The following is a 14,235-nucleotide window of genomic DNA, read 5'->3' as shown; positions in this document are numbered from 1 at the left end:
CATTGATATTTTTTGTGATTCATGTAACATTTTTTGTCCTGAACAGTTATTCACCGCCAAAAAAACAATGACCATATGATTTTTTATACTGATTTATTTAACTCTTATGATTTTACAATGGAAGGATAAAGATACAAAAAATTTACCTTTATAACCACCGATGTAACAGCAGATTTCTGTACTACATCAGCGCTGATAAACAATGCTTTGTCATAGTGACATTGGTAAGAAGATGCCTATAAAGGCACACCAGAAGACCAGTACAAGAACTGCTCGAATAAACCAGCACTAATTGGTTAAGTTACCAATCATCGACTGAATTTAGTGAGACGAATGCGGGTTAACAGCCATTACATCTTTTTTAGGAGCATATTTGAGGAAGGTTTTACTAAGAACTTTTCTCGCTTCGTGATTTAAACTTACAACTCTGGAGAAAATTGTGACTTTGTGTATCAAAAAAGCCCCCAAAATTTGGGGCATCATCAAGCAATTAAATATCAATAACTATGCCCTTAAAATGTCAGATCTGGCAAATAATCACAGATCCACATTAAATGATGCTTTAGTTTGCTCCTTGCATTATTGTGGATTGCTGTTTCGCCATTTGCATGTGATTTATCGAAATATTTTACTGGCCACCTTAAGCTTGGCTATTCTCTGCGGATTATTCTTGGTTCCTCCATCATTAGCACAAACAGAGATACCTTTAACAACATCAGGTATTCGAACTTCTATCGGTCCTGTGGTTAAGGGGGGGGGTATACAACTATGCGCCTTCCGTGATGTTGGACGGGGTATATCGGATGTGGTGGTGTGGTTCTGATCGCACCCATCCCGGTGATCATATTTTCTATGCCGAGTCTTCATCTCTTGATGGCCCTTTCCACGCACGTGGAAGTAGCGCCCCCTACCAGATTGTTTTTTCCCCTAACAAGGAAGCAACCGCATTCGATAAAGTCCATACTTGCGATCCATCTGTCATACGAGTTAATGGCACATATTATATGTATTATGGTGGATGGAACAGCGTTCGCGTTGATGCTGAAGGTATAACAAAAATTGGCCTCGCAACAAGTACTGACGGAATTAACTGGATACGTGCAAATAATGGTAATCCGATAATCTTACCCGCTAACAAGAAGCTAGATGGAAATCCTTATGGAGCAGGGCAACCATCCATATCCTATCTCAATGGTATGTTTTACCTTATGTACACCGATACGACCGGAGCAGATTCCCTAGATAAAATTTACGGCGGCGGAGGGCAATATGTCTTAAGATCTCCCGATCCAACCTTTCAAAATGAAGTGGAAGAACTTACTCCTAATGGCTTCGTCACAAAAACGGAAGAGAATCACACCGGATACCAGCAAAACTATTGGGTAAGCGTCGATATGCAATTTTCTGATGCACTCAATGCATGGATCGTGGCCCACAATGACGGCTCCAGACTATCTTTAAGCTTTTATCCTCCAGACTTCTCTACGAAAATCTACAATGATGTCCAATTAAGCACCTCCACTGTAGAAGGTCCCGGTATTGTATCAAGACCTGATAAACACTCAGTTGTCTCAAGTACCGGACAGTGCGGTACACTGCCAATCGATGTTATCAATGCGACTGCGCGTAATTTCCCTCGTAGGTCGCCTACAGACTTAGCACATATTGGTATCGACATCAGTGCTGGAATGAACTGTGAGAATATGCTTCCTAGTCAGGTCGCGAATATTTACGAAGGTTATGGAATTAAAGCAGCCGGTTTACCTTTAACATTTGTTGTATCTGGAACGCGTTTCCAGGCTGATTCCATTCGATCAATTCAGTTCTTAACTAAGAACTTTGTTGAGGTTACACCTGAGATTTTCCATGCCATTCCATATGGCGCTTCATTAAAAGCCGGCTCTCCCGTTATTGGCGCAACTGGACAACCTGCCGCGTTTCTTCTTGATTCCGCTAAATGGCCAGTAAATGGAATAAAGATAATCAGAGATAATAAATCATCTATTAAGATGGTGCCGTTAGCTGAATACGATTCTTATCCAACAAAATACCCACTCTATCTAGTGCAATAACCATTTCACTAGCTGAGCCAAGCACAGCAACTTATTATATGCTGAGTTTTCTATACTACATCATGGTCGTAAACGCGACATTGGAATGTTTACGGCCATGTTCTGCGAAGATGAAATTAGAGCTACAGATTTCAAGGTCTGTTAACAAAAAACAGCTTCTCGAATGACTTCTAATGAAGCAGGATTTTCAATCAGGGCAAGATCACCGGGTTCACGTCCTTCACATATTGCCTGCATGGTTCGACGCAACATTTTTCCTGAACGTGTTTTGGGAAGCTGAGAGACAAAATAGATCCGTGCCGGGCGGCCTACACTGCCAATTTGCTTATTGACCAAATCCATCAAGACTTTTTCCAAAACAGCAAAATGCTCAGCATTCTGGATCTCCTTCCCATCCTTTAGGACAACAAAAGCAACCACGACTTGCCCTTTGATAGCATCCTTAATGCCAATAACAGCCACTTCGGCAACATCTTCATGGCTGGCAATACACTCTTCTATCTCCCTTGTTCCTAGACGGTGCCCGGCCACGTTAATCACATCATCCGAACGCCCCAAAATAAAATAATAGCCATCACTATCACGGATACCCCAATCGAATGTGGAATAAACAGCATGCTCAAAGTGTCGCCAATAGGTGTTGAGAAAACGTGTATCATCACCATAGATAGTTTGGATGCAACCTGGGGGCAAAGGCCCTTCAATAACGAGCATTCCTTTTTCGTTATCACCACACGCTTTGCCAGTCAGTTCATTGATGAGCTTGACATGAAAACCATACATCGGGAAACCAGTACTGCCAAATCGACTCGGCCTGTCATCCAGCGGGCGGGCAATAGCCATAATCGGCCAACCGGTCTCGGTCTGCCAGTAATTATCTATGACCGGGACATTAATAGCCTCAGCAATCCAGCGAGCAGTATGCTCATCTAGCGGTTCTCCCGCCAAATACAATGTTTTAAGTGATGAAATATCGTATTTACCAATACATTCAATTGGATATTTTTTCAGTACACGAATCGCTGTAGGTGCTGAAAACATCTGCGTTACTTGATATTTCTCCACTATTTTCCACCAAATGCCCGCATCTGGCCGTATCGGCAGCCCCTCATACATAATCGTCGCCATTCCAGCAATTAAAGGCGCATAGACAATATAAGAGTGCCCGACGATCCAGCCGATATCTGAGGTGCTAAAAAACACCTCCCCCGCTTTACCACCAAAGATAATATCCATAGACGTTGCCAGTGCGACGGCATAACCTCCAACATCACGCTGTACGCCCTTTGGCGTGCCCGTTGTGCCGGATGTATAGAGCACACAGGAGGTTTCATTTGATTCAAGCCAGATTACAGGAACATCAGCATCAAAGTACTCCTGCCTCAATGTAGCGAAATCGATATCTCTCCCCGGCACCCAAACCATTTCCGATAGTCCGCGGTTAACCATCAACACATGACGGGGTTTGTGATTCGCCAGTTCGATAGCCTCATCCAACAATGGCTTGTAAGGAATAACTTTGCCGCCGCGCGATCCTCCATCAGCAGACACCACCAACACTGGCTCAGCATTATCCAGCCGAGTAGCAAGGCTTTGAGAAGCAAAACCACCAAAGACAACAGAGTGAACAGCACCGATACGGGCACAAGCGAGCAAAACAAACAGCGCCTCAGCAACCATTGGCATATAAACCAGAACTCTATCGCCTTTTTTAACCCCTAGAGAGAGCATCATAGCCGCCGTTCTATTCACTTCCTGATGTAATTCCCTGAAAGTAAATATTTTCTCACTATTCGTTTCTGTTGAGATCGTGATAAGCGCTTTGGCGTCGGGCTGGCTTTCCAGCCAACGATCCACCGCGTTGTAACATAGGTTGGTTTTTCCCCCGCAAAACCAGCGGGCAAAGGGGGGATTGCTATGATCCAGCACTTGTTCAAAAGGGTGTTGCCAGAAAATACGTTGCGCCTGTTCAGCCCAGAATGTGTTGGGCTCATCAATAGATTGCTGATAAAAAGCGTTGAATGACATAATCTCTCCTAGTGCTGCCGTAGATGATAGAGCGGCACTTGGGAGAGCGGCCGCCGATAGCATGACAAATTTAAATAACGTACAAATCGAGGTATTCGTTTACCGGCATGTTTTCCAGTAACGAACGGTCAAGGGAAACAGACAGGATTTTTTTCTGTTGTGTCTCAGGGAACTGGCGTGCCAGGTTGGTGCTGAATTTTTTCAGCAATAATGGAATACCTTCCTTACGGCGGCGAGCATGGCCGATAGGGAATTCGACTTTAACTTCATCAAGCCGGCTGCCATCTGTAAACGTAACAGTTAATGCGTTAGCAATAGAGCGTTTTTCTGGATCGTGATAATCACGGGTAAAATCAAGATCTTCAACACACACTATTTTTTCCCGCAGCGCATCAATGCGGGGATCTGCCGCAACGCTATCTTCATAATCCGCCGCAGTAAGACGACCAAAAATCAAAGGAATCGCCACCATGTACTGAATACAGTGATCTCGGTCCGCAGGATTGTTTAACGGGCCTTGCTTATCGATAATCCGAATGCAAGCCTCATGGGTACGAATGGTGATTTTGGTAATGTCATTGATAGTCTTACCCGCGTCTTTCAATTGTTGATGCAGGCTCATTGCCGCTTCCACTGCGGTCTGTGCATGAAATTCTGCCGGGAAAGCGATTTTGAATAGCACGTTTTCCATCACATAAGAGCCATAGGCACGCTGGAATTTAAAAGGCTGGCCATTGAACAGAACATCATAGAATCCCCACGTTTTTGCGGTTAATACCGAGGGATATCCCATTTCACCCTTTTGCGCCATCAAAGCCAAACGCACCGCGCGGGATGTCGCATCGCCGGCAGCCCAAGATTTGCGTGAACCGGTATTCGGAGCATGGCGGTAAGTTCGCAGCGATTGACCATCAACCCAAGCCAGTGATACCGCGCTCAGGATCTCTTCCCGATTCAATCCCAACATTTCAGCAACAACAGCGGTCGAAGCCACTTTTACCAGCACAACATGATCTAAACCGACTTTATTGAATGCATTCTCCAATGCAAGACATCCCTGAACTTCATGCGCTTTAACCATACTCGCCAAAACATCTTTGATCGTGAGAGGCTTTTTCCCACCAGCAACGGCATTTCTTGATAGCCAGTCAGCTATTGCCAAGATGCCGCCGAGGTTATCGGATGGATGCCCCCATTCAGCGGCAAGCCATGTGTCATTGAAGTCTAGCCAGCGGATCATCGCACCAATGTTAAATGCCGCCTGTACCGGATCGAGTTGAAACTGCGTTCCCGGCACGCGCACGCCATTAGGTACCACTGTCCCCGGCACAATCGGCCCTAGCAATTTCTTACAAGCCGGGTATTCAAGTGCCTCCAACCCGCAACCTAATGTATCCAGAAAGCAGTAATAAGCCGTTTCATAGGCGATGGATGATGTGATGGCGTATTCCATAACATAATCCACAATATCCACAATCACCTGATCATATTCAGGGCGATTGCTTACAACAGAGGTAGACATAATAATTCCTTGTTAAAAAAATACGTATACAGGGATCTCTGCATCGAAAATAGCGTTACCCACGTTTACTAATTGGCATAAATACTTGATTTTCTGGCCCGGTATAGTTGGCTGCTGGACGAATAATTTTGTTATCAATACGCTGTTCAATAATGTGGGCCGCCCATCCCGCAGTGCGGGCAATTACAAACAGTGGTGTAAACATCGCAGTTGGCACGCCCATCATGTGATAGGAAACCGCTGAGAACCAATCAAGATTCGGGAACATTTTCTTATTGGCCCACATCACCGTTTCTATTCGATCCGCGATATCAAACATTTTGGTGGTTCCTGCCTGTTTGGAAAGTTGCAGAGCCACATTTTTAATCACTTTGTGACGGGGATCAGAGATGGTATAAACCGGATGACCAAAGCCGATAATGACCTCTTTTCTTTCTAATCGCGCCAGGATATCCCTCTCTGCTTCATCAGGATTTTCATAACGCTGTTGAATTTCAAAAGAGACTTCATTTGCTCCACCATGTTTTGGTCCTCTCAACGCACCAATCGCTCCGATAATGGCAGAGTAGATATCCGTACCAGTTCCTGCGATAACCCGGCTGGTAAATGTCGAAGCATTAAATTCGTGTTCCGCATAAAGAATTAGGGAGGTATGCATGGCTTTTCCCCACGATTCACTGGGTTTTTTACCATGCAGGAGGTGCAGAAAATGCCCACCTATCGACTCATCATCCGTTTCCACCTCAATACGACGCCCATTGTGGCTATAGTGATACCAATAGAGCAACATGGAGCTGAAAGAGGCCAGTAATCTATCAGCGATATCACGCGCTCCCGCAAGATTATGATCGTCTTTCTCAGGCAATGTACAACCAAGAATAGAGGCGCCCGTACGCATGACATCCATCGGATGAGCGGCTGCGGGCAATGTTTCCAGTGCTGCCTTTACACTACTCGGCAGACCTCGCAGTGCTGCTAATTTCGTTTTATAGGCAGCCAGTTCAGCGTAGGAAGGCAATTTTTCGTGAATCAGTAGGTATGCAACTTCTTCAAATTCACACTGGGTCGCAAGATCAAGAATATCGTAACCACGGTAATGCAGATCATTACCGGTCTTTCCAACGGTACAAAGCGCTGTGTTACCCGCACTGACGCCAGAAAGGGCTACCGATTTTTTAGGCTTGAAAGTGGTTAACTCAGTCATCGTGTTCTGTTCGCTCATGGGTATCACCTCTACTGTTTTTATGCCATATAAAACGATGAAATTAGGTGGAACTGTCCATCATTGAGACTTTTTCTGGGAGAAAAGCACATCCAGCTTTTGTTCAAAATCGTAGTAGTTGATGCTTTCGTATAACTCATTGCGAGTCTGCATCATGCTGATCACACTCTTCTGCGTCCCTTCGCGACGGAGTGTGGCATAAACCTGCTCGGCTGCTTTATTCATTGCTCGGAAAGCAGAAAGCGGGTATAGCACGATGGAAACATCCACACTTTTCAACTCCTCGGTCGTGAAAAGTGGAGTCGCACCAAATTCGGTGATGTTGGCTAGTATTGGAACCCCGGTTGTTGACGCAAATGCTTGATACATGTGTAATTCAGTGATCGCTTCAGGAAACAGCATATCTGCCCCGGCTTCGATATAGGCTTTTGCCCTGTCAAGAGCCGCAGCTAATCCTTCAACAGCCAAAGCGTCAGTGCGGGCCATAATGACAAAATGCTTATCAGTACGAGCATCGACTGCGGCCTTAATGCGATCAACCATTTCCTCTTTGGATACAATCTCTTTATTCGGGCGATGACCGCAGCGCTTCGCACCGACCTGATCTTCAATGTGCAACCCCGCCGCCCCTGCTTTGATCATTGAGCGCACTGTACGTGCCACATTAAAGGCAGAAGAGCCAAAACCGATATCAGCATCCACCAGCAATGGCAAATCACATACATCCGTAATACGACGAATATCTATTAACACATCATCCAGCGTTGAAATTCCCAGGTCAGGCATCCCCAATGAACCCGCCGATACACCACCACCAGAAAGATAGATGGCTTTATAGCCCGCCCGTTTAGCCAGCAACGCATGATTCGCATTAATGGCGCCAACGACCTGTAGTGGAGATTCGGCTTCTATAGCCTGACGCAATGCCAAACCAGCAGAGGAAAGCGCCATGTTAGGACCTCATTGTTATTATAATGAAACACACTTGTTACCTAGCAATATGTGTACCAATAAAATAAAAAATGGCTGGCGATTTTAAAAAACAAACACAAAATAAAGTTAATATTTTGTTTTTTAATTGAAAAATGGCGATAAAAATATTTATTAGTTTGTAGGAAAGTACCATTGATAGAAAAACACACCTGTTTCATAATGAATCAATTACGTTTCACGAAACACGAATGAAACAATTGCGAAACATTGAACTATTGTGGTGGGAAAAACGAAAGCAGCGTACAGATAGAGGAATAGCATGGCAGAAATACCGTCAACAGAACGTGATAAACCGGTCATTTGGACAGTCTCTGTTTCCCGTCTTTTTGATCTCTTCCGTGATATCACACCAGAGTTCGATCATCAGGCCAATATCACGCCTATCCAACTCGGTTTTGAAAATGCGGTTCAGCATATCCGTCAACGGTTAACAACTGAATGTTGTGATGCTGTGCTCTGTGCCGGTTCTAATGGCGCCTATCTTAAAAGCCGTTTGTCAGTGCCCGTTATTATCGCCAAAGCCAGCGGATTTGATTTTATGCAGGCATTAGCCCGTGCACGACAAATCAGCTCTCGTATTGGAGTTATCACCTATCAGAACACGTTACCTGCGCTAGAAGAATTTCAGCAACGGTTTAACTTGCGTATTGAACAACGCAGTTACGTAACGGAAGAAGACGCACGGGCCCAAGTCAATGCACTAAAAGCCATCGGCATTAAAGTGATTGTCGGTGCCGGGTTGATTACCGATCTTGCCTATGAAGCTGAATTGGTGGGTGTTTTTGTCTACTCCGCTAATTCTATCCGCCAGGCATTCCGTGATGCTCTGGATATCGCCAGAATGACCAAACTCAACCAAGCCTCAATTTCTGCTTATCCAACCGAGAATAGTTTGCGTACCCGTCATACTCTCAATGATATCCGGGGAGATTCAGCGGTAATGGAACATGTGCGCAACACTATTATGCTATACGCCCGCTCGCCTGCCACAGTGCTAATACAAGGGGAAAGTGGTACAGGGAAGGAACTGGTGGCACAAGCCATTCACCATGAATATGCTCTGCGGTATGGTCAGATTGCAGGTAAACATCAACGCCCGTTTGTCGCCGTTAACTGCGGCGCCATTGCTGAATCCCTATTGGAAGCTGAATTGTTTGGTTATGAGGAAGGGGCTTTCACCGGTTCACGACGTGGAGGACGTGCGGGTCTTTTTGAAGTTGCTCATCGAGGCACGTTATTTCTGGATGAAATTGGTGAAATGCCACTGCCCCTTCAAACGCGGCTATTGCGGGTACTAGAAGAAAAATCCGTTGTCAGAGTAGGAGGGCACCGCCCCATTGTCGTTGATGTTCGGATCATTTGCGCCACACATTGCGATTTGGATACTTGGGTGCAAGAGGGGCGTTTTCGAACAGACCTGTTCTATCGTCTGAGTGTATTACGGATCAATATTCCAGCCCTCAGAGAAAGGGGCAACGATGTTGGTATATTGGCGCTGGAATATCTGCGACGAGCATTTGCCGCATTGAACTTGCCGGTATCACAATCAAGAGTGCAAGAGCTTGCTGCCTGTCAGGAAGCATTGCAAACCTATCATTGGCCCGGCAATGTCCGAGAATTACGTAATCTCATGGAACGGGTAACGTTATATCTCAGTGCTCATCCTGAGCATACCTTAACACCGGAATTGATATTAGCCCTTTCACCGGAGCGTAAATCTACATTCAAGCTGGCAGAAAAAAGTATAAAACCTTCGTTGACTGAACAATCCTCACTTGTTGCGCCACTTTCAGCCCATGAAACCTTGAAACGGTTTTCTGGCGATCGCCAAGCCGCTGCGGAGTATCTGGGGATTAGCCGCACTACATTGTGGCGACGACTGAAACAAGAATTGGCCGGGAATGAAGGAACGAACGTTAACGAAAACGTGATTTAAAACGTCGTTTTGAAATGCTTACGATAATCCTGTGGAGTACTACCGTATGCCCGGAAGAAACTACGACGCAAAGTATCTTCACAGCCGAAACCACAACGGGAGGCTATGCACTTGAGCGATAGCGTAGATTCAACTAAAAGTTGACGCGCCGCTTCCAAGCGGAATCGCTCCACCGCCTTGGCTGGCGTAATTCCTACATGTTGGCCATAGTGGCGCACAAAGCTGCGCTCACTCATATTGGCCCGGGCGGCCAAAGCGGCCACTGAAAGATCTCCCGCCAAATTGTTGGTCATCCAAGCGTGCAGATCTGCAAATTTACTCGTACTGCTTTGTAATGCCAGTGGAGCGCTAAACTGTTCCTGCCCACCGGGACGTTTGAGAAACATAACAAGCTCCCGCGCAACATCCAGCGCCAATTTATGACCGAAATCTTCCTCCAGCAATGCCAGAGCCAAATCGATTCCTGCGGTGACGCCAGCAGAAGTCCACACCGGGCCATCCTGAATAAAAATAGGATCACATTCTACCCGCAATTTACTGTAACGCCGGGCTAGTTCAGCACAGCTACTCCAGTGTGTGACGACTCTGCGACCATCAAGCAACCCGCAAGCAGCCAGAATGAATGCCCCACTGCATATAGACACAATACGCCGGGCCAGCGATGCATGCCCCTTTAACCAATCACGTAATGGCAAATGGTTCGACGCTGATTCAACGCCAATGCCCCCGGCAACGATCAGAGTATCGGCGGGAGAATCCAACTTAGGTAAGGGTTCTGCCTGCACAGTTATTCCGGCTTGCGTCATTACCTGCCCGGACTCACAAGCCACGACTTTTATGGCGTAAGGCCGCCTGTGACCAGCCTTCTCTGCCAGTTCATTAGCTGTGGTAAAGACCTGCAATGGCCCTGAAAGGTCCAGCAGATTTACGTTGGGGAAGATTAGAAAATAGAGAGTTTTAATGTCCATAGGGCGATTATGGCACTTGGCGTAAATCGTCGCAATATTGGCATATACGCCAATTAGTTTACGGTTACAGTTGTTCCATCAATTTACTACCGGGAATACAGATATTCAGCGATCGCTAAAAATAGCGGCATATGAATTTCAGTTCTCGTTTCAATCTCGATAAGGAAAACTTCTCCATGAAAAACACATCTAAGGAACATCCTGCGGCATTATCTTCGTTAACGAAAGCATCGGCTGGAGAAAAACCCACTCTCGCCTTTGTCATTTTCCCAGGCATGACGCCGCTTGATATGATTGGTCCCGCAACAGTTCTTGAAGTAGGAGGATGGTTAAATATTGAATATGTTTGGCGCGATTTACTTCCGGTGCGTACTGAGCTGGAACATATATCATTCTCGCCGAGTACTACATTTAAGCAATTAGATAAAGTGGATATTTTGTGTGTTCCCGGTACAGGAAATCCTTATGCTTTGCTTGCCGAATTAGACATGCTTGATTGGATGCATAAAGTGGGAAATAAAGCGTCTTGGGTAACAAGTGTATGTACAGGATCTGTCCTATTAGGAGCCGCAGGCTTGCTAAAAGGGTATCAGGCGGCGACTCATTGGTCGATGATAGACGATCTCAACGAATTCGGTGCAATACCGGTTAATAAAAGAGTCGTTATTGATAGAAACCGGGTTACTGGAGGTGGAGTCACCGCAGGTATTGATTTCGGTTTAACATTGCTGGCTGAAATCAAAGGTGAAGAATATGCACAAGCAGTCCAATTGGCAATGCAATATAGCCCAGAACCCCCGTTCAATAGCGGCATGCCAGAATTCGCAGGCAAAGAAATAACCCATGCCACGCTTCAAGCTATATTTTACAATGTGGAGAAACAGACGCCTGATTACAAAGAAATCTTAATTAAAAGCGCCAAAAGAATATCAGATATCTACTGAATCTATTTTCGTATGATGGCTTAATTCAACCTGTTTCAGCGTTCGCTTATTTACCAATAACAGAAATATTTTCTATTCTGAGAACGACTAATTCATAGGTGCATAGATCCAGATTTGTTTTTTTAGATTAAACGGTATAGGCAACCGATCCGGTTGCCGCTTCCAAGAGAAAATTTATCGAATTACGATGTTTCGAATATTCTATTTGAGGAATATTCTTTAATTATTCAAATACTATTTCAATTAAAAAGCTTAATACCCGACAGAAAAAGTATGATTTCAAACTTATCCAAATAATATACCGCTTCTATGTAAAGTTTTGTGCACTTATTATATTACACGAATTTTCATGCCAATAAGGTGTCAGCATAAGTCAATCGGCTATTTGTTCAATCTTACTCCGACTCATCACAATGATTTTAATTATCGTTTCATGGTCTATACCATTGTCTATCATTGCATACACGATTTTCACAAGCGCCAGTTTTCCACCTATCTGTAATCCTTTTCTGTATCCTTTTCTGTATCCTTCTCTATATCCTTCTTGGTATGCTTTCTGCGTTAGTTTCTGCGCTATTGTCATCAGTACCTCCTCATATTTCAGGGACTGTTCTGCCAGTCGCCAGACAAGCCCCTCTTTTAACACGAATCGTTAAATACCGATTCAGGCTCTCAGCACGAATCAGTGATGTATTTGTTCAAGTTCTTTCTGGCTCAACCCTGTACTTTTCATTATCGTTTCATGATCGATACCATTATCCATCAACGCACGCGCGATTTTCAGACTCGCCCGTTTTTCACCTTTCTGTAATCCTTCTTGATGTGCTTCTTGGCATTTTTGAAGTCCTTCTTGAAGTCCTTTATGTTTCAATTTCTGCGCTATTGTCATCAGTACCTCCTCATACTTCGGGAACTGTTCTGCCAGTTGCCGGACAAACTCCTCTTCTAACACGAATCTTTAAATCCGATTCAGGCTCTCAGTACGAATCAGTGATGTATTTGTTCAAGTTCGTTCTGGCTCAACCCTGTGCTTTTCATTATTGTTTCACGATCGATACCATTGTTCATCATTCTACAGGCGATTTCCAGAATCGCCTGTTTTTTACCTTTCTGCAATCCTTCTTGATGTGCTTCTTGGCATTTTTGAAGTCCTTCTTGAAGTCCTTTATGTTTCAATTTCTGCGCTATTGTCATCAGTACCTCCTCATACTTCGGGAACTGTTCTGCCAGTTGCCGGATAAAACCTTCTGGATCGGCGGTATCTCCCACCAGTAATATGTAGTTTAGCATGCTTTTTAGCTGCTCATCTGTATAGTAATCATACGCAAACAACATGGCCAGCTTTTGCCGTAACTCCGCCATATCACGTTGCCGGATATGTTTTTGTACTATTTCCAGCAGTGCAACCCGTTTGTGCGTCAAGATTTCATCATCCGGGATTACCGTCACATCTACCAACGGAAACGCGCTGGAATAAATCTCCTCTGCCAGAGCCGAAGCATTAAAGCAGTCGAACCAGTTGGTACTCCACGGATACGGCCGCACTTTTCCGTGATAGAACAACACCGGAATAACCAGCGGCAATTTTTCATGTCCCTGCTCCAGATGCCATTGCATCGCTGAAATACTGTAACGCATCAGCCGGAATGCCATCATCTTGTCCGGGGAACTCTGGTGTTCAATCACGCAATACACATAACTCTCACCCTGAGTAGTTTTTAATGAATACAGGATGTCGGAATAATGTACCCGCAGATTGTCCTCAATAAATGATCCCGATTCCAGTCGCAGTGTATCAAGATCACAAACTGCCCGTAATGTCGCAGGTAAGTGTATCTCTAGAAAATCTCTGGCGGTATCAATATGACTTAAAAACTTTTTAAAAATAGCATCATGTGGCGTCGGTGTATTTTTTCTTTTCATAAGAGGATAGTAACATATTTTCTTTTATATTGAAGGAATATTAAATAAATACCGTTTGCGTCTTGAATGACGAAACGGCATTTAAACTAACAATTAATGTATTTCAGTTAAATAATTCAATGATAGAACGTCTTAAAAATCACATTTAATTAGTCTAATCAAGCCTAATTAATTATTTTACGGAATTAATTAACTATTCTTTTAAATATAATCTTTCAGCAGATCTTAATGCCTTAATATCCGAAGCACAGAGATAAGGTTTTAAAGCATTAAATTTCTCTTCTGACCAATCATATATTTTTAACGCAAGTAGCTCATTGATAATGTGCGGCTCAAAGCGATATTTAACTAATTTCGCAGGCGTTCCAGCAACAATACTATACCTGATTACCATCGAATCTCAGCTAGCTTGAGTAAATACTCAGGTATAGGTGCTGCCCGGATACATGAATAAATAAGCTGTTCGAATGTTTTTTTAAGGTTAAAGCGCCAATTGAACCTGAAACAGAATTCGGCAAGATAACGAGGTAAATACTTTTTGCTAATCGAATGATATGTTCCGCGTATCGAATTTTTTACATTACTTATCATTGTGTTAACCCACTGAAAATAAGGAAGCTTAACACT

The 14,235-nt window shown here is 44.3% G+C and carries 13 protein-coding genes and 1 pseudogene; 4 read left to right on the top strand and 10 right to left on the bottom strand.

Annotation, left to right across the window (positions count from 1 at the left end; all coding sequences use genetic code 11):
* Positions 1–439: 439 nt before the first annotated feature.
* Positions 440–823, top strand: coding sequence for a hypothetical protein (locus tag EAE92_RS08040; protein WP_110091384.1), 384 nt, complete (start codon positions 440–442; stop codon positions 821–823).
* Positions 804–2,072 carry a glycoside hydrolase family protein gene (locus EAE92_RS08035; RefSeq protein ID WP_214067708.1) on the top strand — a complete coding sequence of 423 codons (1,269 nt, stop codon included), beginning with the start codon at positions 804–806 and terminating at the stop codon, positions 2,070–2,072. The genes EAE92_RS08040 and EAE92_RS08035 overlap by 20 nt, the downstream gene beginning before the upstream one ends.
* A gap of 141 nt (positions 2,073–2,213) precedes the next feature.
* Here EAE92_RS08035 and EAE92_RS08030 read toward each other — a convergent pair whose 3' ends face one another.
* From EAE92_RS08030 to prpB, 4 genes are read right to left on the bottom strand one after another with little or no spacing between them, the layout of a single operon-like run.
* A complete protein-coding gene (locus tag EAE92_RS08030) occupies positions 2,214–4,163 on the bottom strand; it encodes a propionate--CoA ligase (protein ID WP_281422761.1) in 1,950 nt (649 codons plus the stop codon).
* A 7-nt stretch (positions 4,164–4,170) separates the two neighbouring features.
* Positions 4,171–5,622, bottom strand: a complete 1,452-nt coding sequence (locus EAE92_RS08025; protein ID WP_214067706.1) for a bifunctional 2-methylcitrate dehydratase/aconitate hydratase — start codon at positions 5,620–5,622, stop codon at positions 4,171–4,173.
* A 55-nt stretch (positions 5,623–5,677) separates the two neighbouring features.
* On the bottom strand, positions 5,678–6,844 hold the full coding sequence (prpC, locus tag EAE92_RS08020; RefSeq protein WP_214067705.1) for a bifunctional 2-methylcitrate synthase/citrate synthase: 1,167 nt from the start codon (positions 6,842–6,844) through the stop codon (positions 5,678–5,680).
* A gap of 60 nt (positions 6,845–6,904) precedes the next feature.
* Complete coding sequence (prpB, locus tag EAE92_RS08015) at positions 6,905–7,795, bottom strand: methylisocitrate lyase (RefSeq protein WP_214067704.1); 891 nt, start codon at positions 7,793–7,795, stop codon at positions 6,905–6,907.
* 301 nt (positions 7,796–8,096) lie between these two features.
* Between prpB and prpR the strand changes: the two genes are divergently transcribed.
* Complete coding sequence (prpR, locus tag EAE92_RS08010; RefSeq protein WP_214067703.1) at positions 8,097–9,773, top strand: propionate catabolism operon regulatory protein PrpR; 1,677 nt, start codon at positions 8,097–8,099, stop codon at positions 9,771–9,773.
* On the opposite strand, the gene EAE92_RS08005 is transcribed toward prpR, so the two are convergent.
* Positions 9,770–10,741: a GlxA family transcriptional regulator gene (locus EAE92_RS08005; protein ID WP_036810638.1), complete on the bottom strand. Its 972-nt coding sequence runs from the start codon at positions 10,739–10,741 to the stop codon at positions 9,770–9,772. The two genes, prpR and EAE92_RS08005, sit on opposite strands and share 4 nt — an antisense overlap.
* Before the next feature lie 176 nt (positions 10,742–10,917).
* On the opposite strand from EAE92_RS08005, the gene EAE92_RS08000 reads away from it, so the two are divergent.
* Positions 10,918–11,685: a DJ-1/PfpI family protein gene (locus tag EAE92_RS08000; RefSeq protein WP_214067702.1), complete on the top strand. Its 768-nt coding sequence runs from the start codon at positions 10,918–10,920 to the stop codon at positions 11,683–11,685.
* A gap of 373 nt (positions 11,686–12,058) precedes the next feature.
* On the opposite strand, the gene EAE92_RS07995 is transcribed toward EAE92_RS08000, so the two are convergent.
* From EAE92_RS07995 to EAE92_RS07975, 5 genes and pseudogenes are all read right to left on the bottom strand, one after another.
* Positions 12,059–12,268 carry an RpnC/YadD family protein gene (locus tag EAE92_RS07995; protein ID WP_052739373.1) on the bottom strand — a complete coding sequence of 70 codons (210 nt, stop codon included), beginning with the start codon at positions 12,266–12,268 and terminating at the stop codon, positions 12,059–12,061.
* A 99-nt stretch (positions 12,269–12,367) separates the two neighbouring features.
* A pseudogene (locus EAE92_RS07990) lies at positions 12,368–12,628 on the bottom strand (ISNCY family transposase); the annotation flags it as partial.
* A 44-nt stretch (positions 12,629–12,672) separates the two neighbouring features.
* On the bottom strand, positions 12,673–13,608 hold the full coding sequence (locus tag EAE92_RS07985) for an Rpn family recombination-promoting nuclease/putative transposase (protein WP_214067701.1): 936 nt from the start codon (positions 13,606–13,608) through the stop codon (positions 12,673–12,675).
* A 193-nt stretch (positions 13,609–13,801) separates the two neighbouring features.
* The gene (locus EAE92_RS07980; protein ID WP_214067700.1) at positions 13,802–14,002 is read right to left on the bottom strand and encodes an LbetaH domain-containing protein; all 201 of its coding nucleotides are present in this window, start codon (positions 14,000–14,002) and stop codon (positions 13,802–13,804) included.
* Positions 13,996–14,235, bottom strand: a 240-nt coding sequence (locus EAE92_RS07975; RefSeq protein WP_214066812.1) for a transposase, incomplete at its 5' end; no start/stop codon positions are given. The genes EAE92_RS07980 and EAE92_RS07975, both read right to left, overlap by 7 nt.

Origin of the sequence: Photorhabdus hainanensis, from assembly GCF_018448965.1 — a bacterium.
Taxonomy (GTDB): domain Bacteria; phylum Pseudomonadota; class Gammaproteobacteria; order Enterobacterales; family Enterobacteriaceae; genus Photorhabdus; species Photorhabdus akhurstii.
This window is presented reverse-complemented; position numbering and strand designations above follow the sequence as displayed.

What these genes read in the sequence shown, in the direction of transcription:
- EAE92_RS08035 (WP_214067708.1), top strand. Translation starts at nt 804, where the DNA reads ATGTGGTGGTGTGGTTCTGATCGCACCCATCCCGGTGATCATATTTTC.
- EAE92_RS08030 (WP_281422761.1), bottom strand. Translation starts at nt 4,163, where the DNA reads ATGCTATCGGCGGCCGCTCTCCCAAGTGCCGCTCTATCATCTACGGCA.
- EAE92_RS08025 (WP_214067706.1), bottom strand. Translation starts at nt 5,622, where the DNA reads ATGTCTACCTCTGTTGTAAGCAATCGCCCTGAATATGATCAGGTGATT.
- prpC (WP_214067705.1), bottom strand. Translation starts at nt 6,844, where the DNA reads ATGAGCGAACAGAACACGATGACTGAGTTAACCACTTTCAAGCCTAAA.
- prpB (WP_214067704.1), bottom strand. Translation starts at nt 7,795, where the DNA reads ATGGCGCTTTCCTCTGCTGGTTTGGCATTGCGTCAGGCTATAGAAGCC.
- prpR (WP_214067703.1), top strand. Translation starts at nt 8,097, where the DNA reads ATGGCAGAAATACCGTCAACAGAACGTGATAAACCGGTCATTTGGACA.
- EAE92_RS08005 (WP_036810638.1), bottom strand. Translation starts at nt 10,741, where the DNA reads ATGGACATTAAAACTCTCTATTTTCTAATCTTCCCCAACGTAAATCTG.
- EAE92_RS08000 (WP_214067702.1), top strand. Translation starts at nt 10,918, where the DNA reads ATGAAAAACACATCTAAGGAACATCCTGCGGCATTATCTTCGTTAACG.
- EAE92_RS07995 (WP_052739373.1), bottom strand. Translation starts at nt 12,268, where the DNA reads ATGACAATAGCGCAGAAACTAACGCAGAAAGCATACCAAGAAGGATAT.
- EAE92_RS07985 (WP_214067701.1), bottom strand. Translation starts at nt 13,608, where the DNA reads ATGAAAAGAAAAAATACACCGACGCCACATGATGCTATTTTTAAAAAG.
- EAE92_RS07980 (WP_214067700.1), bottom strand. Translation starts at nt 14,002, where the DNA reads ATGGTAATCAGGTATAGTATTGTTGCTGGAACGCCTGCGAAATTAGTT.